This window comes from Halorhodospira halophila SL1 (assembly GCF_000015585.1).
Classification (GTDB): Bacteria; Pseudomonadota; Gammaproteobacteria; order Nitrococcales; family Halorhodospiraceae; genus Halorhodospira; species Halorhodospira halophila.
The window spans coordinates 51,203-76,307 of the sequence record NC_008789.1 but is presented as its reverse complement, the minus strand read 5'-3'; the positions used below and the strand labels follow the sequence as shown (position 1 = coordinate 76,307).

The 25,105-nt window shown below is 66.7% G+C and carries 19 protein-coding genes; 12 read left to right on the top strand and 7 right to left on the bottom strand.

Going from position 1 to position 25,105, the window contains the following annotated elements:
- The 8 genes from rsxC (at nucleotide 1) to gdhA (ending at nucleotide 6,305) form a co-directional block, all read left to right on the top strand.
- A complete protein-coding gene (gene rsxC, locus HHAL_RS00350; RefSeq protein ID WP_011812883.1) occupies nucleotides 1-1,347 on the top strand; it encodes an electron transport complex subunit RsxC in 1,347 nt (448 codons plus the stop codon).
- A complete protein-coding gene (locus HHAL_RS00345) occupies nucleotides 1,347-2,363 on the top strand; it encodes an RnfABCDGE type electron transport complex subunit D (protein WP_011812882.1) in 1,017 nt (338 codons plus the stop codon). Before rsxC ends, HHAL_RS00345 begins: the two co-directional genes overlap by 1 nt.
- Nucleotides 2,363-3,055, top strand: coding sequence for an RnfABCDGE type electron transport complex subunit G (locus HHAL_RS00340; protein WP_011812881.1), 693 nt, complete (start codon nucleotides 2,363-2,365; stop codon nucleotides 3,053-3,055). The genes HHAL_RS00345 and HHAL_RS00340 overlap by 1 nt, the downstream gene beginning before the upstream one ends.
- Nucleotides 3,055-3,714, top strand: coding sequence for an electron transport complex subunit RsxE (gene rsxE / locus HHAL_RS00335; RefSeq protein ID WP_011812880.1), 660 nt, complete (start codon nucleotides 3,055-3,057; stop codon nucleotides 3,712-3,714). The genes HHAL_RS00340 and rsxE overlap by 1 nt, the downstream gene beginning before the upstream one ends.
- The gene (locus tag HHAL_RS00330) at nucleotides 3,704-4,285 is read left to right on the top strand and encodes an electron transport complex protein RnfA (protein ID WP_011812879.1); all 582 of its coding nucleotides are present in this window, start codon (nucleotides 3,704-3,706) and stop codon (nucleotides 4,283-4,285) included. The genes rsxE and HHAL_RS00330 overlap by 11 nt, the downstream gene beginning before the upstream one ends.
- A gap of 3 nt (nucleotides 4,286-4,288) precedes the next feature.
- Complete coding sequence (locus tag HHAL_RS00325) at nucleotides 4,289-4,498, top strand: hypothetical protein (protein WP_041594980.1); 210 nt, start codon at nucleotides 4,289-4,291, stop codon at nucleotides 4,496-4,498.
- A 110-nt stretch (nucleotides 4,499-4,608) separates the two neighbouring features.
- Complete coding sequence (locus HHAL_RS13480; protein WP_222702532.1) at nucleotides 4,609-4,752, top strand: hypothetical protein; 144 nt, start codon at nucleotides 4,609-4,611, stop codon at nucleotides 4,750-4,752.
- A gap of 203 nt (nucleotides 4,753-4,955) precedes the next feature.
- Nucleotides 4,956-6,305 (top strand): NADP-specific glutamate dehydrogenase, encoded by a 1,350-nt coding sequence (gene gdhA / locus HHAL_RS00320; RefSeq protein WP_011812878.1) that lies wholly within the window; start codon nucleotides 4,956-4,958, stop codon nucleotides 6,303-6,305.
- Here gdhA and HHAL_RS00315 read toward each other — a convergent pair.
- On the bottom strand, nucleotides 6,302-8,902 hold the full coding sequence (locus HHAL_RS00315; RefSeq protein WP_011812877.1) for a PEP/pyruvate-binding domain-containing protein: 2,601 nt from the start codon (nucleotides 8,900-8,902) through the stop codon (nucleotides 6,302-6,304). The two genes, gdhA and HHAL_RS00315, sit on opposite strands and share 4 nt — an antisense overlap.
- A 169-nt stretch (nucleotides 8,903-9,071) precedes the next feature.
- Here HHAL_RS00315 and HHAL_RS00310 point away from each other — a divergent pair, with 169 nt between their 5' ends.
- Complete coding sequence (locus HHAL_RS00310; protein WP_011812876.1) at nucleotides 9,072-10,145, top strand: EAL domain-containing protein; 1,074 nt, start codon at nucleotides 9,072-9,074, stop codon at nucleotides 10,143-10,145.
- Here HHAL_RS00310 and HHAL_RS00305 read toward each other — a convergent pair.
- Nucleotides 10,106-12,616: a sensor domain-containing protein gene (locus HHAL_RS00305; protein ID WP_011812875.1), complete on the bottom strand. Its 2,511-nt coding sequence runs from the start codon at nucleotides 12,614-12,616 to the stop codon at nucleotides 10,106-10,108. The two genes, HHAL_RS00310 and HHAL_RS00305, sit on opposite strands and share 40 nt — an antisense overlap.
- Nucleotides 12,617-12,790: 174 nt before the next feature.
- Between HHAL_RS00305 and HHAL_RS12355 the strand changes: the two genes are divergently transcribed.
- Complete coding sequence (locus HHAL_RS12355; RefSeq protein WP_011812874.1) at nucleotides 12,791-14,248, top strand: RsmB/NOP family class I SAM-dependent RNA methyltransferase; 1,458 nt, start codon at nucleotides 12,791-12,793, stop codon at nucleotides 14,246-14,248.
- A 43-nt stretch (nucleotides 14,249-14,291) separates the two neighbouring features.
- On the opposite strand, the gene HHAL_RS00295 is transcribed toward HHAL_RS12355, so the two are convergent.
- The 3 genes from HHAL_RS00295 to HHAL_RS00285 are packed head-to-tail and all read right to left on the bottom strand — an operon-like array spanning nucleotide 14,292 to nucleotide 19,135.
- Nucleotides 14,292-14,873 (bottom strand): NnrU family protein, encoded by a 582-nt coding sequence (locus HHAL_RS00295; protein ID WP_011812873.1) that lies wholly within the window; start codon nucleotides 14,871-14,873, stop codon nucleotides 14,292-14,294.
- 38 nt (nucleotides 14,874-14,911) lie between these two features.
- Complete coding sequence (locus HHAL_RS00290) at nucleotides 14,912-15,247, bottom strand: DUF3392 domain-containing protein (protein WP_011812872.1); 336 nt, start codon at nucleotides 15,245-15,247, stop codon at nucleotides 14,912-14,914.
- Between the two features lie 27 nt (nucleotides 15,248-15,274).
- Nucleotides 15,275-19,135 carry a DUF3683 domain-containing protein gene (locus HHAL_RS00285; RefSeq protein ID WP_011812871.1) on the bottom strand — a complete coding sequence of 1,287 codons (3,861 nt, stop codon included), beginning with the start codon at nucleotides 19,133-19,135 and terminating at the stop codon, nucleotides 15,275-15,277.
- A gap of 96 nt (nucleotides 19,136-19,231) precedes the next feature.
- Here HHAL_RS00285 and HHAL_RS00280 point away from each other — a divergent pair, with 96 nt between their 5' ends.
- Nucleotides 19,232-21,943 carry an AMP-binding protein gene (locus HHAL_RS00280; protein ID WP_011812870.1) on the top strand — a complete coding sequence of 904 codons (2,712 nt, stop codon included), beginning with the start codon at nucleotides 19,232-19,234 and terminating at the stop codon, nucleotides 21,941-21,943.
- A gap of 28 nt (nucleotides 21,944-21,971) precedes the next feature.
- On the opposite strand, the gene HHAL_RS00275 is transcribed toward HHAL_RS00280, so the two are convergent.
- Entirely contained in the window at nucleotides 21,972-22,469 is a 498-nt protein-coding gene (locus tag HHAL_RS00275) for a C1orf50 family protein (protein WP_011812869.1), read from the bottom strand.
- A 98-nt stretch (nucleotides 22,470-22,567) separates the two neighbouring features.
- On the bottom strand, nucleotides 22,568-23,833 hold the full coding sequence (locus HHAL_RS00270; RefSeq protein ID WP_011812868.1) for an adenosylhomocysteinase: 1,266 nt from the start codon (nucleotides 23,831-23,833) through the stop codon (nucleotides 22,568-22,570).
- Nucleotides 23,834-23,999: 166 nt separating this feature from the next.
- Between HHAL_RS00270 and prfB the strand changes: the two genes are divergently transcribed.
- Nucleotides 24,000-25,098 (top strand): peptide chain release factor 2 gene (prfB, locus tag HHAL_RS00265; RefSeq protein ID WP_144446052.1). Its coding sequence is split into 2 segments (ribosomal slippage): nucleotides 24,000-24,071 and nucleotides 24,073-25,098, totalling 1,098 coding nucleotides; the frame shifts between segments, so codons are not numbered across the junction.
- Nucleotides 25,099-25,105: the final 7 nt, after the last annotated feature.

Below are 25,105 nucleotides of genomic sequence, written 5' to 3'. Positions count from 1 at the left end.
ATGAGTGTGCTGTCCTTTCTGGGCGGACTGACCTTCCCCCGGGGGATCGAACCCCCGGGGCGCAAGGATCAGACCCGCAAACAGGCCATCCGGCGTCTGTCCTTTGCCCCCCGCATGGTGCTGCCGCTGACGCAGCACTTCGGGCGTCCGGCACGGCCGCTGGTGACCCGCGGGCAGGAGGTGGTCCGCGGCGAGCCGATCGCCGAGGCCGATGGCTGGCCATCGGTGCCCATCCACGCCCCGGTGACCGGGACGGTGGAGGGGATCGAGCTGATGCCTACCGCCCGCGGCCCGAAGACCGAAGCGATCCTCCTGCGCACGGCGCCAGGGGATAGCCAGGTTGTGCGCTGGAGCCGTGAGCGGACCCTGGAGGCGCTGTCGGGCGAGGAGCTGGTCGAGGCGATTCGGGATGCCGGGATCGTCGGGCAGGGCGGAGCATCGTTCCCCACCCATCTGAAGTTCGCCGTCCCGGAGGGTTACACCGTCGACACCCTGGTGGTCAACGGCTGTGAATGCGAGCCGTTCCTCAGCGCCGACCACCGGTTAATGGTCGAGGCCACCGACTCGATCATTGACGGTGTGCGGCTGGCCATGCGAGCCGTCGGCGCACCCGAGGCGGTGATCGGGGTCGAGGACAACAAGCCCGATGCCGTTGCTGCCCTACAGGCAGCGGTCGCCGGCGAGGACGCCATACGGGTGGTTCAGCTCAAGTCCAAGTACCCCCAGGGGTCCGAGAAGATGCTGATCAAGGCCCTGCTCGACCGAGAGGTTCCCTCGGGCGGGCTGCCGTACGAGATCGGCGCGGTGGTCAACAACATCGGCACCATGGCGCAACTCGGTTACCTGCTCCCGCGCGGTGAGGGTCTCATCGAGCGGGTGATCACGGTGGCCGGTCCCGGGGTAGAGCGTCCGGGCAATTATCGGGTGCCCGTCGGCACGCCGCTGCGCTACCTGCTCGAGGAAGTCGGGTTCGAAGGGGATGACCCCAGTCGAATCATCCTCGGTGGACCGATGATGGGGAACACGGTGGCCTTCCTCGATGTGCCGATCACCAAGGGGGTCTCCGGGGTGCTGGTGCTACCTGAAGGCGCCGGTGACGAGTCTGAGCAGCCGCCGACCCAGCCCTGCATTCGCTGCGGGCGCTGCGTGGAAGTCTGTCCGGTGGGGCTCAACCCGGCGGAATTAGGCCGCCTGGCAGCCAAGCGGCAGTACGCCGTCATGGAGGAGCGTTTCCACCTCAATGACTGCTTCGAGTGCGGCTGCTGCAGCTACGTTTGCCCGTCGAACATCCCGTTGGTGCAGTACTTCCGGATCGCCAAGTCTCTGAATTGGGAGCGAGCGTCGTAATGGGCCCGCGTATCGAGATCAAGACCTCGCCACACATCAAGGCGCCGGACAGCGTCGAGCGCATCATGCGCTCGGTGGTGCTGGCGTTGTTGCCGGTGTGTGCCTTCTCGGTCTACCAGTTCGGCATCAGTGTCGCCGCGCTGCTGGTGGTGAGCACAGTGACCGCCGTGCTCACCGAGCAGCTGTTCAACCGCATGTCGGGTCGCCCGAGCACCATCGGCGATTACAGTGCGGTGATCACCGGCCTACTGCTGGCCCTGACGTTGCCCCCGGCCTTCCCATTGTGGATGGCGGCGGTTTCGGCGTTCGTGGCGATTGCTCTGGGCAAGGCGCTGTTCGGTGGGTTGGGCTACAACCCGTTCAATCCGGCGCTGCTCGGCCGTGCCTTCGCTGCGGCGGCGTTTCCGGAGGCGTCCTCGACCTGGACGCAGGCCGGGCTGTCCGAGCGCTTCACCGAGTTCCTGCCGTCGACGCTGGCCGCGCCGTTCACTACGCCTGCCTCGGTGGACGCCTACACGACCGCGACCCCGCTGGCCGAGTGGAAGTTTGAAGGGGGCATCGCCACCGAGACCTGGGATCTGCTCGCTGGGACCATCGCCGGCTCGGCTGGTGAGACCTCCGCTCTGCTGGTCCTGGCCTGTGGGCTGTTCCTGGTCCTGCGTGGGGCGGTGAACTGGCGGGTGCCGGTCTCGGTCCTGGGCAGTGCGGCGGCAACGGCCGGGGTGTTCTACGCCCTGGATCCGGCGACTTACCCCGATCCGCTATTCGTGCTGGCCTCCGGTGCGCTGATGCTCGGCGCCTTCTTCATGGCCAGTGACATGTCTTCGTCGCCGGTGACGCCGGCAGGGATCTGGATCTACGGCATCCTGATCGGTTTCCTGACGGTGATCATCCGCTTCTTCGGTGGCCTGCCCGAGGGGGTGATGTACGCGATTCTGCTCGGTAACGCCGCCGTGCCGCTGATCGAACGTATCGCCCAGCCCCGAATGTACGGCCTGCGCAAGAGGAGGGGGTGATGAGCGAGGCCTCGCAATCGCAAACCGTGCAGCCGCCGGCACCGACCTCCAGCCTGCGCCTGATCGCAACCCTGGGGGCGATCGCCCTGTTCGCCGGGTTGCTGGTGGTGAGTGTCGTGGAGTGGACGCGGCCGATCATTGCCGATAACCACGAACGCGCCCTGCAGCAGGCGGTCTTCGATGTCATCCCGGGGGCCGCGGAGCGGCGTGATTTCGTGCTGACTGAAGACGGCCCGGTCCCCAAGGAGGAAGCCCAGGAGCGAGGCCCGATCATCCACGTCGGCTACACCGCGGATGGCGACCTGGCGGGGGTGGCCATGGAGGCTTCGGGACGGGGGTATGCGGACGTCATCCGCATCCTCTACGGCTACGATCCCTCCTGCGAGTGCATCGTCGGCATGTCGGTGCTGGAGAGCCAGGAGACCCCGGGTCTGGGAGATCGGATCGAGACCGATCCGGACTTTCTGGGCAGTATCGAGGGACTGGACGCCTCGCTCAACGAAGACGGTACCGGGCTGAAGCACGGCATCCGCACGGTCGGCCCGGGTGAGCGCGAGGATCCCGGCGATATCGACGGCATCACCGGGGCCACCGTCTCTGCCGAAGCCATTGGGGACATGTTGCACCGGAGCGCGAACGAGCGACTGCCGCAGCTCCAGGGGCACTGGTCCGAGCTGGAAAGGAATGAGTGATGGCTGCTAAGCGCGAGCAAGAACCGATCACCATGGACACCTTCCTCAGTGGTGTCTGGCGGGAGAACCCCGTCTTCGTGATGCTGCTGGGGATGTGCCCGGTGCTGGCCGTGACCAACACCACCGAGAACGCGCTGGCGATGGGGCTTGCGACGACCTTCGTGCTGGTCTGCTCCACCGGCCTGGTCTCCGTCCTGCGCGATTTCATCCCCAAGGAGGTGCGCATTGCCTCCTACATCGTGATCATCGCGAGCTTCGTCACGGTGGTGGATTACGCGATCCAGGCGATCAGCCTGGATATCTACAATGCCCTCGGGGCGTTCATTCAGTTGATCGTCGCCAACTGCATGATCCTCGGCCGGGCCGAGGCGTTCGCGTCGCGCAAGCCGCTGGGCAAGACGCTGGTCGACGCGCTCGGCGTTGGCGCCGGTTTCACGCTGGCACTGCTCTGTCTCGGTACCGTGCGTGAACTCCTCGGGGCGGGGGAGATCCTGGGCATCCAGGTCTTCGCCGATCGCTTCGAGCCCTGGGTGATCATGCTGCTGCCGCCGGGGGGGTTCTTCGTGCTCGCCGGCTGGCTGCTGCTCTTTGCCTGGATCAAGGAGCGCCAGAACCAACGCGCCGCTGCCGGTAAGGAGGCGACCGCCGATGGACGCTGATTCCCTAAGTTACATCTTCCTCAACGCGGCGATCATCAACAACTTCGTGCTCGCCCTGTTCCTTGGGATCTGCCCGATCCTGGGCGTTTCGGGCAAACTGGGCACGGCCTTCCCGATGGGCGTGGCGAGTGCCTTCGTCATGCTGATCGCGTCGCTGGCCGCCTACGGCATCAACATCGTGCTGGGCTATTTCGAGCTCGAGTTCCTGAGCCTGATCGCCTACATCGCGGTCATCGCGTCGGCGGTGCAGCTGGTGGAGATGTTCGTGAAGAAGTTCAGCCCGCCCCTCTACCGGGCGCTGGGCATCTTCCTGCCGTTGATCACGACGAACTGCGCGATCCTGGGTGTGGCGCTGTTCCAGACCAGCTATGAGTACAACTTCCTGCAGTCGTTGACCTACAGCCTGGGCGCCGGCGCTGGCTTCATCCTGGCGATCGTGCTGATGGCGGGTCTACGTGAGCAGGTCGATCTGTCCGACGTGCCTTCAGTGGCCCGCGGCGCGGCGATGAGCCTGATGTTGGCCGGGGTGCTGTCCCTGGCGTTCATGGGCTTCGCCGGACTCGGAGGGTGACCGATGGGAACCTACGTTGTGGCCTCTCTGGTCATCTTTGCGCTGGTGGTCGGCTGGGTCGGCGTTCAGGGCGCGGCGCAGCGTTTTGCGCGCCGTCACCCGGAGATCGGGCCGGGCGCCCCGCAGGAGGGCGACGGCTCGGGGCATGGGGGGTGCGGGATCTGCGCGATCGCGGACATGTGCGGCAAGGGACCGTCGGGGGGCCAAAAGTGACGTGGCAAAGCTGCCCACGGCTTGATGTCGCAGCCAGGAACGAGCGGGAGCAAGCTGCATCAAACTCTCGATGAGGCCGAGACCGTGGTCGCGAGAGATTGGGTATCGTTATGGGCCGCTTGCGAGAGATTCTTGAGGGCACGTTCTGGGGGCGTGTACTGACTTGGTCGGTGGCACTGCTGATCATCCTGATTATTCTGGTCTTCACCCTCGCCGGCATCGAGCGGATGGCAGGCGCAATTCGCGGCGTCTGAGCTGCTCAACGGCCACCGTATGCCGCACGGAGGCCGCCGCCGTGGCACCGGGATGGTGCACACGGGTCCGTTTTTAGTGCAGACTTCCCGCGCCTGTGATCCTGTTGGCGGGTGCCGCTTTCCTGCGGGCACCCGCCGGAGACGAGATATTGTCCGCCGGGGAACGCGCGGTTCGCCGGGGCACTGACAAGACGGAGAAGAAGATGACCGCACGGCTCGACGAGAAACTGGAACCGATCTATCAGGATGTCGTCCGCCGCAATCCCGGCGAGAGTGAGTTCCATCAGGCGGTTCACGAGGTCCTCGAGACCCTCGGTCCGGTGATGAGCAAGTATCCGGAGTTCGCAGACCACAAGATCATTCAGCGGATCTGCGAGCCGGAGCGGCAGATCATCTTCCGGGTACCGTGGCAGGACGATAACGGCGAGATCCACATCAACCGCGCCTTCCGGGTGGAGTTCAACAGCGCCATGGGCCCCTACAAGGGCGGCATGCGTTTCCACCCCTCGGTGTACCTGGGCATCATCAAGTTCCTCGGCTTCGAGCAGGTGTTCAAGAACGCCATCACCGGCATGCCTATCGGTGGCGGCAAGGGCGGCAGTGACTTCGACCCGAAAGGCCGCTCGGATGACGAGATCATGCGCTTCTGCCAGAGCCTGATGACCGAGCTCTATCGGTATCTGGGCGAATACACTGACGTGCCGGCCGGGGATATCGGCGTCGGTCAGCGGGAGGTAGGCTACCTGTTCGGCCAGTACAAGCGGATCACCAACCGCTACGAGTCCGGGGTATTCACCGGCAAGGGGCTGAGCTGGGGCGGCAGCCGCGCCCGCAAGGAAGCGACCGGCTACGGCACCGTCTACTTCCTGCAGGAGATGCTCAAGGCGCGCGGTGAGGACCTTGAGGGCAAGACGTGTGTGGTTTCCGGCTCGGGCAACGTGGCGATCTACGCCATGGACAAGATCCGCAAGCTGGGCGGCAAGGTCATCGCCTGCTCCGATTCGAGTGGCATCGTCGTCGACGAGGACGGCATCGACCTGGAGCGCATCCAGCGCATCAAGGAGGTGGAGCGTCGGCGCATCTCCGTCTACGCCGACGAGCGGCCCAAGGCCCGGTTCGTCGAGGACGGCAACATCTGGACGTTGCCGTGTGACGTGGCGCTGCCGTGTGCGACGCAGAACGAGCTCAGCGGCAAGGATGCGCGAGAGCTGCTGAACAACGGCTGCACCGCGCTGGCCGAGGGCGCCAACATGCCGTGCACGCCGGAGGCGGTGCGCATGTTCCAGGAGGCGAAGATCGCCTACGGCCCGGGCAAGGCGGCCAACGCCGGCGGGGTGGCCACCAGCGCCCTGGAGATGCAGCAAAACGCCAGCCGCGACTCCTGGACCTTCGAGCACACGGAGGAGCGGTTGCACGAGATCATGGTAGACATCCACCGCAACTGCTACGAGACCGCCGACGAGTTCGGCGTCCCTGGGGACTACGTCACCGGTGCCAACATCACCGGCTTTATCAAGGTCAGCAACGCCATGGTCGCCATGGGGCTGATCTAGGGCTGATAGGCATAGAGGCGCTGCTCGACGAGATCGGCGGCGAGGCGGAGGGCCCCGGGCTGAATCCGGAAGTGCTCCACTGTCGCCGCCACCTCGTCGGGGGCGCCCTGATGGCGTGGGGTGTCGGCGGCCCAAGCCGGCCCCTCCGCCAGCCACTGTGGCCGATAGGTGCTGCCGGCCTGGCCCGGGAACAGGGCCACGTAGGCGATCCCGGATTCGATCAGATCCTGGAAGAAGTGGGATCCGAAGGAGAGATCCGGCACGACCTCACTGCCCATCTCCGCCACCTCGGCGAGCACCGCCACCCGGCTAATGTCGGCGAAGCCCACGGGGACGCCCAACTCCGGACTGCTGGTCCCCCATCGGCCGGGGCCGATCAGGACGATCGGCGCGGCTGGCTCCTCGTCGGCTAACGCGCGGGTGAGCGCGCCGATCAGAGTCGCCACTTGGTGCTTTTCTTCCCGGCCGAGGGCGGCGTAGCGGTCGCCGTCGACCCGCAGCACGTGGCCTGGGTGAAGATCCAGGTTCCCGCCCATGAAGTGCCCCTCGCTGTGTAGGAATAGCTGTTCTTCGGGTACGGACTCGGGCAGAGGAGCCAGGGCTCCTTCGCCGCGGGTGGGTAGCGGGCGGCACTGCACCAGGTTGAAGGACGGTGTGCCTGCCTCGTCTAGGTGTACCGTAAACTCGATGTCCACCGGGTGGCAGTAGGCGGATTCGAGGGTCCGCAGCATTGCGGCGGCCCGGGCGACGAACTCCGGGCTGCGCAGCAGGGGGGTAAAGGTCAAGCGCCAGACCGGGGTGCCGTCGCCGAGTTCGCGGGCCCGCTGGGTGGCTGTCCGGTCCAGTTCTCCAAGCCGCTCCAGCGGCAGGTCGTCGACGGCGGCAACGAGCTCCCGCAAGGGCAGAGAGGCGAGGGCGTTGGCGTTGACGTCCAGGCAGTCGACCTCGTGCTGGGAGAAGCGGTAGAGATCGTCCCGGTCGCGGAAGGGACGACGGTGGGGCTGGTCCAGGGCGACGACACAGGCGTGATCGGTGCCGATGCGATCCACGGCCCGGGTGCCGAGCCCCATCACCAGCCGCAGCATGCCCGCCCGCGGATCGAGCCCGGGATCCCAAACGAAGGGATTGCGCGAGACCCCCACCCCGGCCGCATCGGGGAGGTAGAAGTGGCGGTGGTAGCGGCCGTTGACCCGCTGCATGAGCAGGGCCATCGGTTCCTCCAGCCGGTCTAGCCCCCGCTGACGGCGATACACCAGGGCATCTTCGGAGAGGGTCGAGGCGTATACGCGGCGGATGGCGTCCTCGAGCTCGGCCAAGCGCTGCTCCGGGCTCCCTTGGTTGACGCAGAAGACACTCTCGTACTTGCCGGCGAAGGCGTTGCCGAAGCCGTCCTCAAGCAGGCTGCTCGAGCGCACCAGGATCGGGTACTGCCCGAAGTGGTCGAGCATGCGCTCTAGTTCCGGGCGGATCTCCGGGGGCATCTCGCCGTGGAGCATGGTCTGGTGAAGGGCGCGCCCCTCCACGAAGTATCCGGCTTCGGTGCGCTGACGCATCAGCCTCGGCCACCAGCCGTTGTGGACCAGGTAGGCGTAGTAGGCGTCGGAGCCGAGGTAGAAGGAGTCGTGGGGCTCCAGTGCCACCTGCCAGCGCGGAGCATCCTCGGTCAGCAGGATGTTCCGGGCCAGGAGCATGCCCACGGCCTTGCCACCGATAAAGCCGCTGCCGATCATCCGGGAGCGCACAGCGAGCAGGTCGTCGAGATCGAGGTACTGCCGGGCCAGGCCTAGAAGCTGCGGGTCGTGGCCGATCAGCGCAGTGAGTAGCTCCTCGAGGATGGCCCGGTGTTGCGGTTCCGTCCGGGGGTGATGCAGCTGCTCCTCAGCGGCGAGGAACAGGCGATCCCAGTAGTCGAGCAGACGACGCTGGCTGTCCTCCGAGTGTTGGCGTTCCAGCCAGTCCTGCAACCGCGTCGCGTCGCTGCTGTCGGTGACGGGTACGAACCGTTCGTCCCGCTGCCGGTGGGGCAGGAACATGGTTGGCGAGTGGCGCTGCCAGACCTTGACCGGCTGGATGTGGACTTCCTCTCCGGCTCGCCGTACGTCAATCAGTACCTGGGTGGTCTCGCGGATGCGCGCCAGGGTGCCGTGGGAATGGCTGTGCGGGCGCAGGGCGAAGTAGGCGACCGTATCCAGCTCAAACAGGTACGGGCAGATGACGCGGAAGAAGTTGCCCACCATGTAGTCGGTGGTCCACGCCTGGAGCAGATCGGTCAGGCAGTCGCAGACGTAGAAGGCGCCGCGGCCGTAGTCGGTAATTAGTTGGTAGACGCGACTGGTGAAGGCCTCGAACCCCCCGCGGGCATCGATCTCCACCACGCGCACCCCGGAGTCCGGCTCCAGCAACGGGGCGTGTTGCCCGTAGCGCAGGTAGATGATGGCGCGCCCCTGGTCCCGGGCGGTATCCACGAAAGGTTGCAGAAAGGCTCGATAGTCGTCCAGATCCTCCACGCGCCAGACGACGTTGTCCCCGAGGCGCAAGCTGTCGAGGATCTCGTCGAGCCCGGCGATACCGGTGGACACCTTGTGCGGTTCGTCCATAAGCGGCTCCGAGTCGTGGTGGACACACGCTATTGTGCCAGAACCCACGATCGGCCTATGGGACTCGCCGGGACAATGCATTACGCTGAGGATCAAAAGCACTGCGGCACGGCGGGGCTTTGCCCGCCGCAGTGAGGAGCCTCTGCGGTCGAGGGAGAACAGCGCAGCGATGACCATCGAAGTCCCGACCATTTGCCCCGGTAGCCCGGAACTGCCGGATCTCAGCGAAGCGCCGGGGACGTTCTACCTGGCTCCGCCGCTGCAGCACACGCGGGACCGTGTTTACGTGCATCTGGGTGATGCGGGCTGGCGGATCCGCTTCCCCGCTGCGGGGGTCATGGGGGTCGAGGTGCCGGCACAGTCCCTGCCGGCGCTGCTCGCTGCCCTGGAGCCGCTGATGAGCGAGCCGGAGATGGCCGCGGGCTCCGCCGTCTTCATGGAGCAGGGCGCGGCGTTCGATGCCGGATCGTTGTTCCAGGCCCGCCCGCTATCCACCTGGGTGGCGCGTGCCGAGCATGATTGGCTGCTGGATACGATCCGCAGCGAGCGGGTGCAGATCCACTACCAGCCCATCGTCGAGGCGCGGGAGGCGCAGCGCGTCTACGCCTACGAGTGCCTGATGCGCGGGGTCGATGCCGACGGGGGGACGATCCCGCCCGGGTCGATGTTCCGGGCAGCGGAGCTGGCTGATCTGGAGTTCTACCTCGATCGTCTGGCGCGCGTGGCGGCGATCCGCGATAGCCACGCCCAGGGGGTCCAGGAGAATCTGTTCATCAACTTCCGGCCCACGGCCATCTACGACCCGGCTTTCTGCCTGCGGACCACCGTGGGGGCTGTAGAGAAGCTCGGCCTGGATCCGCGCCGCATCGTGTTTGAGGTGGTGGAAAGCGAGGCGATCACCGATCATCGCCACCTGCGCCACATCGTCGATGAGTATCGGCAGGGCGGCTTCCGCATCGCCCTGGACGATCTCGGTGCCGGCTACGGGTCCCTGAACTTGCTCAAGGACCTGGAGCCGGATTTCGTTAAGATCGACCGCGAGCTGATTCGGCACGTACACCACAACCCTGGTCAGGCCACCATCGTCGAGGCGATGGTCAGCATGGCCCGCAATCTGGGGATCACCACCGTCGGGGAGGGGATCGAGGAGCGGGAGGAGTTCGAGTGGCTGCGCGCAGCGGGGATCGATCTGGTCCAGGGGTTCTACTTCGCGCGACCGGCGTCACCACCCCCTCGACTGTGACCGCCCTCGGTGTCGGTACGGGGGAAGTGCGGGGCGAGCGCCTCGATGCCGGCGACGGGGGCGGGACGGCCGAACAGGAAACCCTGGGCCCAGGGGCAGCCGATCCCGATTAGTGCCTCGCGCTGGGCGGGCGTCTCGACGCCCTCGGCGATGATGGTGAAGCCGAGGTTCCGACCGAGACCGGCGATGGCCTGAGCGATGGCCAGGGTGCGTTCGTCGTCGGGCAGGCCGTCGACGAAGCTCCGGTCGATCTTCAGTCGATCCACCGGCAGGTCGCGGAGATAGCTCAGAGCCGAGTACCCGGTTCCGAAGTCATCCAGGGCCACGGTGACCCCGTGATTGCGGAGTAGCTGCAACTGCTGAATCACCTCCGGATCCGGATCCACCAGAAGGCGCTCCGTCACCTCGATCTCCAGATATCGTGCGGGCAGCCGGGCCCGATCCAATGCCGCCAGCACGCGCTCGGCCAGGTCGGGGGCACTCAGTTCGGGGGCGGCAAAGTTGACCCCCAGACGGCCGAATTCGAAGCCGGCATCCAGCCAGATGCGCCCCTGTCGGCAGGCCTGCTCTAGGACCCAGGCGCCCAGTGTGGTCACCAGGCCGATGCGTTCGGCCACCGGGATGAACCGCTCCGGGCTGATCCACCCCTGAACCGGATGGTGCCAGCGGATCAGGGCCTCCAAACCGACCCAGGCGCCGCTGCTCAGGTCGATCTGGGGCTGGTAGTGCAGTTCCAGAGCACCCTGGTTGAGCGCCTCGCGGAGTTCGCTGCCGAGCTGAACCCGTTCCCGGGCCTGTTCGGTGAGGTCCTCACTGAAGAAGCGGTAACTCACACCCTCGCGCTTGGCCTGGTGCATGGCGGCGTTGGCCTGCTGGAAGAGATCCGCCGCGCCGGCATCTTGTTCGGGGTAGACGGCAATGCCGATGCTCGCTGCGATGGGGATCGCTCGATCGGCGATCTGAAAGGGTTCATCGAGCCCCTTGCTCAGGTCCTCGGTAATCGCTGCGACCTCGCTGGCGTCGCGGACGCCGAGGAGTAGAACACCGAATTCATCCCCGCCCAGGCGCGCCACGGTGTGCTCCTCACAGAGCGCGTTGCGCAGCCGCTCGGCCAGCTGCTGCAGGATGGCATCGCCCACCGCATGTCCGAGGCTGTAATTGATCGCCTTGAGATCGTTCAGGTCGAGGGAGAGGACCGCGAAGAATCCGGTCTGTTTCTGGTTGGCTACCAGCGCCTGATGGAGACGGTCCTGGAAGACCAGCCGGTTGGGCAGGCCGGTGAGCGGATCGGAGTGCATGATCCGCTCAAGCTGGCTCTGGTACTCCTTCAGGCGGGAGATGTCGGCCAGAACCGCCAGGTAGTGCGTGAGGTGCCCGGCGTCGTCGTAGATCGCGCGCACCGTGACCAGGGTGGCGAAGGTGGTGCCGTCCCGGCAGCGGTTCCACATCTCGCCGGTCCAGTAGCCCTGCTTGGCCAGGGCGTCGTCAATGGCCGTATAGAACGACTCGTCGTGGAACCCCGACCGGAGCAGTGCCAGGTCCTTGCCAAGGACCTCCTGCTCGGTGTAACCGGTCATCTCGGTGAAGGCGGGGTTGGCCGTAATGACGCGCTGCTCCGCATCGGTGACCAGGATCGCTTCATGGGCCTCTTCGAAGACGATGGCGGCTCGGCGCAGTTCGGTCTCGATGTGCTTACGCTCGGTGACGTCCCGCAGGTTGAGCAGATGCGCCGGTTGTTCGTGCCAGCGGATCTCGCGTACGCGCATCTCTACGGTACGCAGTTCCCCAGCGGGGCTGCGCAGCCCGATCTCCTGAGCATCCGGTCCACCGATCGGCAGGCCGATCACCGCGCCAATCAAGGCCGTACTGTCCCGGGCAAAGAGGTTCGCAGCACTCGGGTTGGCGTAACGCACAGTACCGTCGGGCGTGACCACCAAGACGCCCTCAGTCATGTTCTCGAACAGCCGGTGGAGCTGCTCCTCCCGCTCAAGCAGCGCCTGGTGGATCCGCTTCTGGTCCTGTTCGGCACGGCGGCGCCGGGTGATGTTCTCGAGGATGTGCACTGAGTGCCGGTAGGCACCATCCTCATCATGGACGGTGAAAGAACGCGACAGGAAGGTATGGCCAGCATCGGTGGTGAAGTACTCCTCCACCGCCTCGCTGCTTGTTGGGGAGGCTTCGTCGCCCTCGGGGTGAGCGGCCTGGAGTCCGTGACGGCAGCCGGGTAGGGGACCGTCGCACAGGGGGAAGATCTCATAGTAGGGGCGGCCGAGGATCTCCTCGGGGGCCAGGCCAGCCTGCTGGTAGTAGGCCCGGTTGGCCTCGATGACCCGGTGTTCGGCGTCGTGGATGAAGATCGGCACCTCGATGGCATCAAGTGCCGCCAGCCAGGTCTGCCCGCCGACGGGGTATCGACCTGCGATGCTGCCGGGGATAACCGATGGCCGCCCGTAATCCCCTCCTCGTCGCATCCTGGCCCTCCTGATACAGCCCCGGTCCATGCTTTGGGGCGACCGTCGTGGATCAGCCATTCCCCCCAGCAGAGTTTCTCACAATCTGGAGGGGTGTTGGACCGTCGAGGGAGGGGAGACCGTGTCGGGACCATCCCGGCGGGGTTAAACTGTGGCGTTTTTCCTGGAGGGATCGTGGCCCGACGAGAGCGATACCAGCCGCCCGAGGATCTCGCTCGCGGGGAGAGCGCCTACACGCGTTATCGAGCGGTGATCGACGATTGGCAGGCGTTCTGCGACGCGCTGCAACGCCCCCTGAGCCCGTGTCTGCGCGCCAACACGACTCGCCTCACCCGGGATGAGTTGGACAAGCTGCTGCGTGATGAGGGTTGGGATCCCCGCCCGCTGGGCTGGCAGGGGGATGCCTTGCTCGTGGACGGAGGGTTTCGCCCCGGGCACCACTGGGGCGCCATCGCCGGCCTCTACCAGATCCAGGAGGCGGCCTCGCTCCTTCCTGTGCAGCTGCTCGATCCCCGGCCGGGTGAGCGAGTCCTCGATCTGTGCGCGGCGCCGGGGAACAAGACCGTCCAGGTGGCGGATGCCCTGGGTAATCGGGGCACCGTGGTCGCCAACGATGCAAGCGCGGGTCGGCTGGGCGCGCTGGGGCAGGCGGTGAAGCGCCACGGGGTGGTCAATGTCTCGCAGACCGTCCGCGATGGCCAGGGCATGCCTTGGGCCGCCGGGCGTTTCGATAAGGTCGTGGTCGACGCACCGTGCAGCTGCGAGGGTACCTTCCGTAAGACGGCCACGGCGGCCGAGCCGACGTCCCCTGCGTTCCGCCAGCGGCTTGTCCAGCGGCAGCAGCGCCTGTTGCTGCGCGGCATGGCGCTGACCCGCCCCGGGGGCACCGTGGTCTACTCGACATGCACCTTCGCTCCGGAGGAGAACGAGGCCGTGGTCGCCGCGGCGCTGGCCCGTTGTTCCGGGGCGTTCGAGTTGATCCCTGCGCGGGTCGCCGGCCTGCAGCTGAGCCCGGGACTGGAGGCGTGGGACGGAGTCGACTTCGGCGCCGACATGGCCGCCTGTGGCCGCCTCTGGCCCCACCACAACGACACCGGCGGGTTTTTCGTGGCCCTACTGCGGCGTGTCGACGACGGGAGCAGCCAGTCGGAGGACCCGCTACCCCTGCCGGAAGAGCCGCGCGCCCGCACCTTGCTGCAGACCTTTGAGGATGAGCTCGGGGTGTCGGCTGAGGTGCTCGATGGACTGACCGCGTTCTTTGAGGGCAGCAAGTACGCCAAGGTCGTGGCGGCGGATCACACCGCAGCGGGCGGAATCCCGGTCGTGCGCAGCGGCATCCCTGCCGTGCGGGCCCAGACCCGGCCTCCGAAGCCGTCCACGGCTGGGGTCATGGCGCTGGGACACCACGCCCGGGGAGCGGTGCTGGAGTTGGAGCGGGCCGAGGTCTACGCGTTTTTCCGTCGTGAGCCGCTGCTGCTGGGGCCGGAGCGTGGCAGCGGGCTGCGCGAGGGGGGGCACGTAGTGCTGCGCCACCGCGGCCATACCATCGGTATCGGTATGTACCGCAACGGCGCGATGGTCAGCCTGTTCCCCAAGGCGTGGTCGCGGGCTGCCGGAGGCACCGTGGGATAGGTCCCGGATGCTTGGGCGGGGAGCAGCCCGGTGCCGGCCAGGCTTACGAGGCGTAGGCCGGGACCCCGGTGATCGGAATGTGCAAGAACAGGGCGAAGACGATGTAGCCGATCAGCCCGCCGCCAATGGCCCAGGCGTTACCCCAGCGCTGAGCCGGGGTGGGGGACGCAGCCTGCCGCCGATCACGCTCGCGTGCCGCGACGAAGGTGACCGAGGCCCACGCCAGGAAGGCGCCGAAGAAGACCAGATCGCCCAGCCGCCCGTTGGCCATCAGGTGGGCCAGCGCCCAGAGGGCCACGGCCAGGAGCATCGGGTGACCGACCGCGTTGCGGATGCGATTGGCCGGCCCGTAGGCGGAAAAGAGCAGGATGAACGCCGGGATCATCACCAGCGCCATCAGGTGGGCCGTCCAGTTCGGCGGCATCCACACCCAGACGGCATCGACGCGGGTCAGCCCGTAGCCGTAGATGGCGATGATCAGGCCCACAAGCGACAGCGCCGAGTAGGCGGTCTTCCAGGGGATTTCGCCGTACGCGGCAATCTGGTTGGAACGCCAGTCGTCGGCGACGACGCGGACCGAGTGGGTGCCCAGGAAGAGGATCAGGCCCAGGAGCAGGATCAGCATGGTAGGTCTCCATATGTCGTATAGCCGCTGGGGCGCCTTCAGATCTGGTTCCGGCGCTCGGCCAGCCAGCCGATCACCAGGAAGGCGCCGATGACGGCCACCCCTAGGTAACGGGTCTCGATGTAGAGCAGGGCTTCGGCAAGCAGCGGCGTGACCCACACTGTGACCAGACCGTAGCCGAACGCGCACATCAGGACAAAGGCGCCGACGCGCATCAGCCAGGGGTAGGGGCGCAGGGGGCGGGCGACGAACCGGTTGATGCTGCTGCCATAGACGACGAGCAGCGTGGCGATCAGCGCTAGGGCGATGTCGTGCACATGCCCATGCACCCAGGTGCCGGATCGCCATAGCAACTCGTCGAGTAGCTCCATCATCCCTGCGCCCCCTGTGTGGTGCTGACCTTACAGCAGCACCTTCTCCAGACTGCCCTTACGCGCTTGCTCCGTGAAGCGCTCCTGCCAGTCCTCGCCGAGGAGCTCCCGCGCCATCTCGGTGACGATGTAGTCGGCCTCGACACCGGTGTCCTCGCGATAGCGCGACAATCCCTGCAGGCAGGAGGGGCAGGTGGTCAGCATGCGCACGTTGCCGTCCTCGGCACGCGCCGCTCCGGTCAGGGACTGCACGCCCTGGCGGATCTCCTCCTGCTTGCGGTGGCGCACCTGGCTGGAGATGTCCGGGCGCGATACGGCGAAGATGCCCGACTCACCGCAGCAGCGATCGGAGAGCTGAACCGGTTGCCCCATCAGCTCCGAGGCCACCCCCGTGGGGTTCTGCGTCTTGATCGACGGGTGGCAGGGGTCGTGATAGAGGTACTGCGTCTCTTTACTGCCCTCCAGTCGATAGCCCTTTTCCAGCAGGAACTCGTGGATGTCGATCAGTCGGCACCCCGGGAAGATCCGGTTGAACTCGTAGAGCTCAAGCTGGCTGATGCAGGTGCCGCAAGAGACCACCACCGTCTGGATGTCCATGTAGTTCAGGGTGTTGGCCACGCGGTGGAGGAGGACCCGGTTGGCCGTAGTGATCTCCTTAGCCCGGTCGATGTACCCGCCGGCATGCTGGGGGTAGCCGCAGCACAGATAGCCGGGGGGCAGCACCGTCTTGACGCCGGAGTCGTGAAGCATCGCCAGGGTTGCCATCCCGACCTGACTGAACAGCCGTTCGGGGCCACAGCCCGGGAAGTAGAACACCGCCTCGCTGTTTTCATCGGTCCGTTGCGGGTCCCGGATGATCGGGATGTGATCCGACTCCTCGGCGCCGAGGATCTGGCGCATGCCCTGCGGCGGCACTGCGGCCGGCATCGGCTTCTCCAGGAAGTGCACGGCCTGAGCGGGGATGCTCGAGCGTTCCGTGGTGCTGCCCGGGCGCCGCTTGAGCGGGAAGACGCCCATCCGCCTCAGGCCTTGGGATACCTGGCGTTGCGCCGCGAACCCGAAGCGCGCCATGCCGAGGCGCAGGGCCTTGATCAGGCGCGGATCGGTGAGGTTCAGGAAGCCCATCGCCACCCGCGTCTGCAGCCGCGTCCGACGCTGCTTGCGCCGCTGCAGGATGTCGCGCAGGCGGATGGTGACATCACCGAAGTCGATGTTCACGGGGCAGGGCTTGAGGCACTTGTGGCAGATGGTGCAGTGATCCGCCACGTCGTTCATGACGTCGAAGTGGCGCAACGACAGTCCGCGCCGTGTCTGCTCCTCGTAGAGGAAGGCCTCGATGATCAGCCCCGCCGCGAGGATCTTGTTGCGCGGCGAATAGAGCAGGTTGGCCCGCGGCACGTGGGTGCTGCACACCGGCTTGCACTTGCCGCAGCGCAGGCAGTCCTTGATATCGCGGTTGAGCTCACCGAGCTCGCTCTCCTCGAGGATCAGCGCCTCTTCCTCCACCAGGAACAGGGAGGGCGTATAGGCGTTCTCGAGCCCGGAACCCGGCATGAGCTTGCCGCGGTTGAACCGTCCCTCCGGGTCGACCCGGTCGATGAACTCAGCGAAACGCTGGACCTGCTCCGGGTCCAGGTACTGCATCTTGGTCAGGCCGACGCCGTGCTCGCCGGTGATCACGCCACCCAGGGACTGCGCCAGCTCCATGATGCGATCCACGATGCGCTCGGCCTCGCGCATCATGCCGTAATCGCCGGAGTTGACCGGGATGTTGGTGTGCACGTTGCCATCGCCGGCGTGCATGTGTAGGGCGACGAACAGCCGGCTGCGCAGGACGCGGTCGTGGATCTCGGTGAAGCGGGCCCGCACCGGCTGCAGATCGCGCCCCTTGAAGAACTCCTCCAGGGGACGCTCCACCTCGCGCCGGTAGGAGATGCGCAGACTGCGGCGCAGCAGCAGGTCGATGATCCGATCCCCGGCGCGAAGGTCCGCCCGGGCGGTATCGTCGAGCAGATCGTCCCGGTCGGCGGCCGCGGCGTCAAAGGCCTCGAGGATCTGTTGCCAGCGTTCTCGGACCTGGCTCAGGTGATCCCGCGCCGCCGCCTTCTTGTCGGCGAGGATTCGATCGCCTTCCTCGCTGTCCTCAAAGTCCTTGACCTGACGGACCTCAGGCATGTCGCCGCCGAGATAGTCCAGTAGCTCGCTGAGCATGGCGAGTTTGTTGCGCATGGACTGCTCGACGTTGATGCGCTCGACGCCTTCGGTGTACTCGGCCAGGCGCTCCAGCGGGATGACGACGTCCTCGTTGATCTTGAACGCGTTGGTGTGCGAGGCGATGGCCGCGGTACGCGAGCGCTCGGCCCAGAATCGCCGCTGGGCTTCCTCCGAGACCGCAATGAAGCCTTCGCCGTTGCGCTGATTGGCCAGTCGCACGATGCGCGAGGCCGCCTCGCCGACGGCGTCCGGATGATCACTGGCCAGGTCGGCGAGGAGAATCATCTTGGGGATTTCGCTGCGATTGGCCTTGGGCGAATAGTCCACGGCCTGGATGTAGCGTTCGTCGAGGTGCTCGAGCCCGGCAAGCGCCACTTGTTCGTCGGCGAGCAGGTCGTCGCGGATCTCCGTGATCGCCGGAACGGCCTCGTGGAGGTCGTCGCCGTAGAACTCCAGGCATACGGTGCGCTGGTGTTCAGGCATGCGGTGGACGAGCATGCGGGCCGAGGTGATGAGCCCGTCGCACCCTTCCTTCTGGACCCCGGGCAGGCCGCCGAGGAATTTGTCGGTCACGTCCTTGCCGAGCCCCGGTTTGCGGAACGAGGTGCCCGAGAAGCTGAGGATCTCCGGCTCGCCCTCCTGGGTCTGCCCATCGCGGGCATACCGGGTGACCCGGAAGCGCACGGTATCGAGATCGTCGAGCTTGCCCAGGTTGTGGTCGAGGCGCTCCACCTCGATCCACTTGGCCTCGGCGGTGATCATGCGGTAGGAGACGATGTTGTCGAGGGTCGTCCCCCAAAGCACCGCCTTCTTGCCGCCGGCGTTCATGGAGATGTTGCCGCCGATGGTCGAGGCGTCCTGGGAGGTCGGATCCACGGCAAAGACGCGGCCGTGGGCCTCGGCTCGCTCGCTGACCCGGCGGGTCACGGCGCCGGCACCGACGTGGATGGTGCTCACCGGGGTATCGACCCCGGGGAGGTCGACCTCTTCGACGGGGGAGATGGCGTCGAGCTTCTCGGTGTTGATGACCGCCGAGTCGCCATCGAGCGGCACGGCGCCACCGGTGTACCCGGTGCCGCCACCGCGGGGGATGATGGTCAGACCCTCTTCGATGCAGGTTGCTACCAGCGGGGCGATCTCCTCCTCGGTGTCCGGAGTCAGGACGAGGAAGGGGATTTCGACGCGCCAGTCCGTCGCGTCGGTGGCGTGGGAGACGCGCGAGAGCCCGTCGAAGCAGATGTTGTCGCTGCGCGTGAAGCGCGCAAGGCGGCGCTTGATGCGCTGCCGGCGCTGGCGCTGACGACGGTAGTGCTGCTCGAACTCCTGGACGGCCCGACGGGCGCGCTCACCCAGATCGATGCCCTTCTGGTTGCCATTGGCGCGCGCGAAGATCTGGTCGACGCGGTGGTGCATGGAGCTGACCAGCGCGCGCAGCCGCTTGGGGGTGTTGATCAGGTCGTCCTGGATGTAAGGATTACGGGAGACAACCCAGAGATCGCCGAGGACCTCGAAGAGCATGCGCGCCGAGATCCCGGTGCGACGCTCGCCTCGCAGCTCGTTGAGCAGGTCCCAGGTCTCCTCGCCGAGGAAACGGACCACGATCTCACGGTCGGAGAAGGACGTATAGTTATAGGGAATCTCTCGAATACGGGTCGGTTCCTGGTTAATAGCGGCCATTCTCAACGGTCAGGGTTGCCATCGAAGCTGAACATGGTATCAGGCTCGGGGCTGCGACTCGACCAAACGCCCTGCCAACGCAGGACAGGAGGGAGCGTGAGCGAAGAACTGCAGACGCTTCAGACGCTGGTGCGCCGGCTGGATGAGGGGGCGGGGCGCGACGCCGTTCGGGCACTGGATCGGGATGACCTCGACTGCTGGGATTACCAGGAGGTCGCCGGGCTCGCGCGGCAACTGAGCGCTGGTCTGATGGAGTCCGGTGTCAGCCGCGGCGAGCGGGTGGTCCTGTTCGCCCCGAACAGTGCCGAGTGGGTGATCGCCTGCCTGGCCATCCTCGATGCCGGCGCGGTCGTTACCCCCCTGGATACTCAGATGCCACGCGCGGAGCTGATCCACGCCCTGGGGGACAGTGGCGCCCACCGCGTCTTCACCGCCGGCGAGGCGGCGCGCCGGCTCGAAGGGCTGGAGCTCGACCATCCGCTGGAGACGGTCCGTCTCGATGAACCGGCGGGAACCGGGCAGAGTTGGCGCGACTGGTTGCGTGAGCCGACCGATGCTGCGCAGCCGGAGGTCACCCCGGACGATCAGGCCACGCTGTTCTACACCTCGGGCACCACCGGCATGCCCAAAGGGGTACCGCTGACCCACGGCAACATCACCGCCAATCTCAACGCCTTGCTCGGCCAGGAGTTAGCGCACCGGGACGACCGGATCTTCGTCCCGCTGCCCTACCACCACGTCTACCCGTTCACGCTGGGGCTCATTACCCCGCTGGCCCTGGGGGCGAGTATCGTCCTGCCGTATTCGGTACTCGGGCCGCAGATCGTGCGCGCCCTACGCGAGGGGGATGCCACCATCATCCTTGGCGTGCCTCGGCTCTACGAAGCGCTGGATGCGGCGATCCGTGGCCGCATCGCCGAGCGCGGTGCTCGGGCCGAACGGCTCTTCGAGGGCATGCTGTGGATCTCCCGGGGCGCCCGCCATCGCCTGGGCTGGCCTCTGGGTCGGCGGTTGTTCCGCGGGCTGCATCAGCGCATGGCGCCTTCGGTACGCATGGTGGTCGCAGGTGGCGCGCCGCTGAGTCCGGCCATCGGTGAGCGACTGCGGGACCTGGGCTGGGAGGTGGCCACCGGCTACGGCCTCACGGAGACCTCGCCGATCCTGACCTACAACCCGCCGGATCGCCTGCGCCTGGAGGCGGCCGGCCTGCCATTGCCCGGCGTGGATTTGCGCATCGATTCGGTCGAGCCGGGGGCGCGCACCGGCGAAGTCCTGGCCCGTGGAGACAACGTCTTCCAGGGCTATTGGCAGCTGCCGGAGAAAAGCGCCGAGGTGTTTACCGAGGACGGGTTCTACCGCACCGGCGATCTGGGCTGGTTCGATGAGGACGGGTATCTGCACCTGGAGGGCCGTGCCTCCGAGATGATCGTCCTCGGCGGGGGCGAGAATATCGACCCGGAGCGGGTGGAAAGTGCGCTGATCGGGGCGGAGGCCATCCGTGATGCCGGTGTGCTGGAGCACGACGGCCGGCTTGCTGCGGTGCTCTTCGCGGATCCCCAGGCGATACGAGACCTCGACGACGAGCAGGTGCGGCAGCGCCTGAACCAGGCGCTGCACGAGGCGGCCGGCGTGCTGCCGAGCCATCACCAGATCAGTATCTATCGGATCAGCTCCGACCCGCTGCCCCGGACCCGTTTGGGCAAGCTGCGTCGGCACAAGCTGCGCGAGCTCTTCGAAGCCCTCGGGGACGGGGCTGCAACAGCCGAGACGGGACCGATCCCCGAGGAGCGGATGGCGGTCGAGGATCAGCAGTTGCTGCAGATCCCCACCGCCCGTCGGGTTTGGGACGGCCTGGTGCATCGCTACCCGCGGGTGCGCCTGACTCCGGACACCAATCTGCGCCTCGATCTTGGGCTCGACTCGTTGGGTTGGGTCGACCTGACCCTGGAGCTGCGCTCGAGCGTCGGCGTGGCCCTGGAGGAGGAGGCCCTCGGCCGGATCGAGACCGTCCGCGATCTGCTCCGGGAGGCCGCCGAGGCCGCACAGTTTAAGCCCGACGGCGCTCGGGGGCGGGGGCTGGTCGAGCAGCTCCGCGACCCCGAGGCCATGCTCAGCGACCAACAGCAGCGCTGGATGGCCCCGCGAACCCGGTTTGAGCGGTGGCTCGGCGCGATCTGTTTCGGGATCGACCAGGTGTTGTTCCGGATGTACGCCCGGGTACACGTCGAAGGCCGGGAGCACCTGCCCGATCGCGAGCCCGTGCTGCTGGTACCCAACCACCTGAGCGCCCTGGATCCGCCGGCATTGGGTTCGGTCATGCCTTACGCGCGGATCACCCGCGTACGCTGGGGTGGCTGGACCGGCCTGCTGTTCTCCAACCGGTGGGTGCGCGTGATCAGCCGGGCGTGTCTGGTGCTCCCCATCGACCCGCATACCGGCCCGCGGGGTAGTCTCGCCCTTGGGGCCAAAGCGCTGCAGGATGGTTACGGGCTGGTGTGGTTCCCCGAGGGACGGCGCTCACCGGACGGCACGCTGCAGCCGTTCCAGCCCGGGGTCGGGCTCCTGCTGCAGGCGCAACCGGTACCGGCGATTCCGGTCTCCATCGAGGGGACGGATCAGGCCATGCCCATCGGCAAGCGGTTTCCGCGGCCGGGTCGCATCACGATTCGGATCGGCGCGCCGGTGACTGCAGAGACCCTGGACGCCGAGGGGGAGGGCGAAACCCGCGAACTCCGCATCGCCTCGGCACTGCAGGATCGGGTCCGCCAGCTCGGCCGGGCCGAGCCCGGCGCTCGGGAGGGTAAGTAGAGGACGGCGCGCGGCGGCGCCGGCTGTTTCAGCCGGCGCCGCCGCGGTGGTCCGCGATCAGCCGCTGCACCATGTCCCGGGTGGCGTCGGGCTGGTCCATCTCTTCGAAGGGCGTCCACGAGAGATCGGCCTCAAGGCGGTACGACCCCTTGTAGGTGTGGGGCGGACCATTTCGCCAGTCCTCCGGGGCGAGCATGGAGAAGTACAGCTCGCCATCGTCGCGTTCGTAGAGGTGATAAATGCTGCCCGGCCGCCGCGTGAAGTTGCACTTGGCCCGGTGCAGGTCCATGTCCCGCTGGCTCTCCTCGAGGACCTCCCGCGCCTGCTCCTGAAGGGCACGGATCTGATCGGCGATCACCGTCAGCTTGGAGCTGGTGCGGTTGTTGATCGCCTGGTCTGCCTCTTGGATCTCGCGGGCCGTATCGACCAGGTCGATGGGCGCGGAGAGTCGGCTCACCGGATAGGGTGAGGTCCGACTGTGTCCCTCGTGACGGTCCGGATTGTCGTCGCGTTTGTATTCAGCCATAGCGTCTATACCCTAGTGCGCGTTTTCGCCTCAGGCAAGTCGCCGGGTGGAACCGCGTCCACTGGACGCTGGTCGTCGGCGGTTCCGTGGGGCACATTTCAGGGCGACTCAAGGATATCGTCGGCCCGCCACGCCTCCAGGAAACGCCGCTGGCTGTCGGTCAGGGCGTCGATGCCGACACCCAGCGTCTTAAGCTTAAGGCTGGCCACCTCGGCATCAACGGCGTCGGGGACGGCGTGAACGCCGGCGTTCAGCTGGTCACGCCGGCGCAGCAAGTCCTCAGCGGCCATGAACTGCATGGCGAAGGTCTGGTCCATGACCTCGGCCGGGTGCCCCATGGCCGTCGGCGCGGCCAGGTTGACCAGGCGGCCCTCGCAGATCAAGTGGATCTCGCGGCCATCGCCCATGCGGAAGGCCTCAATCCCCGGGCGCACCGTGTAGCGGGCCTCGGCCTCGTCGGCCAGTCCGGCGGCATCGATCTCCACGTTGAAGTGCCCGGCGTTGGCCAGGATGGCACCGTCGCGCATGAGGCGGAAGTGCTCGCCCCGGATCACGTCCCGGTTGCCCGTGGCCGTGATGAAGAACTCGCCGATGCCGGCAGCTTCGTCCATGGGACGCACGGCGAAGCCGTTCATGTGGGCACGCAGCGCCCGCCGTGGCTCAACCTCGGTCACCGTGACCTGTGCGCCCCAGGCACGCGCCTTGTGGGCGATGCCGACGCCGCAGTCGCCGTAGCCGCAGACCACCACCTGCTTGCCGGCGAGCAGCAGGTTCGTGGTCAGCATCAGGTTGGTCAATGCCGACTCGCCGGTGCCGTGGATGTTATCGAACTCGTGCTTCATCGGTGTGTGGTTGACGGCGTAGGCGGGAAACCGCAGTGCACCATCGGCGAGCATGGCCTGGATGCGCTGCACCCCGGTGGTGGTTTGCTCGCAGACGCCGCGCAGTCCGTCGAGCAACTCGGGGCGCTGGTGCACCAGACGCGCGGTGAGTTCGGCCGCGTCGTCGAGGATCAGGTTCGGTTGGTGGTCGAGGGCGCGGCTGTGGAGGCGGGCCAGTTCCTCTTCGTTGACCCCGCGCCGGGCGTAGCCGCTGATCCCCGGTTGCTCGTTCAGCGCCGCTACGACGTCGTCCTGACTGGAACCAGGCTCGCTCCCGGTAAAGACCACCTCGGCGCCGGCAGCGGCGAGTGTCTCAAGGAAGACGCCGGTCTTGGCCTCGATGTGCGAGCAGACCGCGATGCAGAGTCCCGCGAAGGGGCGTATCTCGCGGTAGCGATCGCGCAGGGCGGTGTGCACCGGCATGTGTGCACGCGCCCAGGCAAGTTTCTGATGGCCCGGCTCGGCACTGCTTGTCGTCGTCATGGGATCCTCAATCCTGATCAGCCAGTGGATGGCGGCCGCCCGCCGCCGGGACCCGGCGGCGACCACAGCCCCCTTCGGCGGCGCGCGGCGCCGGCGCGAAGGTTCAAGGCTGCTGAAAGGCGGGTGAATATAGTACGATTCGCGCCCTTAGTATCCGGAGGTGCCCATGGAGATCAACCCGCTGCTTGAACAAATCGAAGACCTGCAAGGGCGTTTTGAGGCCCTGAGGGGGTATCTTTGACGAAGCCGGCAAACGTGAACGGCTAGAAGAAGTCCTGCGTGAGCTGGAGAACCCCGACGTCTGGAGTGAACCGGAGACGGCCCAGGGGCTGAGCCGCGAGCGCTCGCAACTGCAGTCGGTCCTGAATACTCTCGGTGAGATCGGCTCGGTGCTCGATGATGCCGACGAGATGGTCGCCATGGCCCGGGAGGAGGGGGACGCAGAGACCCTCGAGGCGGTCCAGGCGGACATCCAGCGTGTTGCCGGGCAGGTCGAGACCCTGGAGTTCCGCCGGATGTTCTCCGGCGAGATGGACACCTCCAACGCCTTTCTGGATATCCAGGCCGGTTCCGGGGGCACCGAGGCCCAGGACTGGGCCGAGATGCTGCTGAGAATGTATCTGCGCTGGGCCGAGGCGCGCGGCTTCGAGACCGAGGTTATCGAGGTCACCGCCGGCCAAGAGGCGGGGGTCAAGAGCGCCACGATCAAGGTCTCCGGCGAGTATGCCTTCGGCTGGCTGCGCACGGAGACCGGTGTGCATCGCCTGGTGCGTAAGTCGCCCTTCGACTCAGGGGGGCGTCGGCACACCTCGTTCTCCTCGGTGTTCGTCTCCCCCGAGATCGACGAAGAGAATGTCGATATCGAGATCGATCCATCGGATCTGCGCGTGGACGTCTTCCGCGCCTCGGGTGCCGGGGGGCAGCACGTCAACACCACCGAGTCAGCGGTGCGTATCACCCACGAACCGACGGGCATCGTGGTGCAGTCGCAGAACGACCGGTCGCAGCACAAGAACCGTGCGACGGCGATGAGCCAGCTGCGCGCCAAGCTCTACGAGCTGGAGATGCAGCGCCGCCGTGCCGAGGCCGAAGCGCAGGAAGACACCAAGTCCGATATCGGCTGGGGCAATCAGATCCGTTCCTATGTCCTCGATCAGTCCCGAATCAAGGATCTGCGGACGGGGGTCGAAATCGGCAACACGCAGGCGGTGCTCGACGGCCATCTCGATCCGTTCATCCAGGCGAGCCTCAAGGCCGGCCTCTGACGCTTCC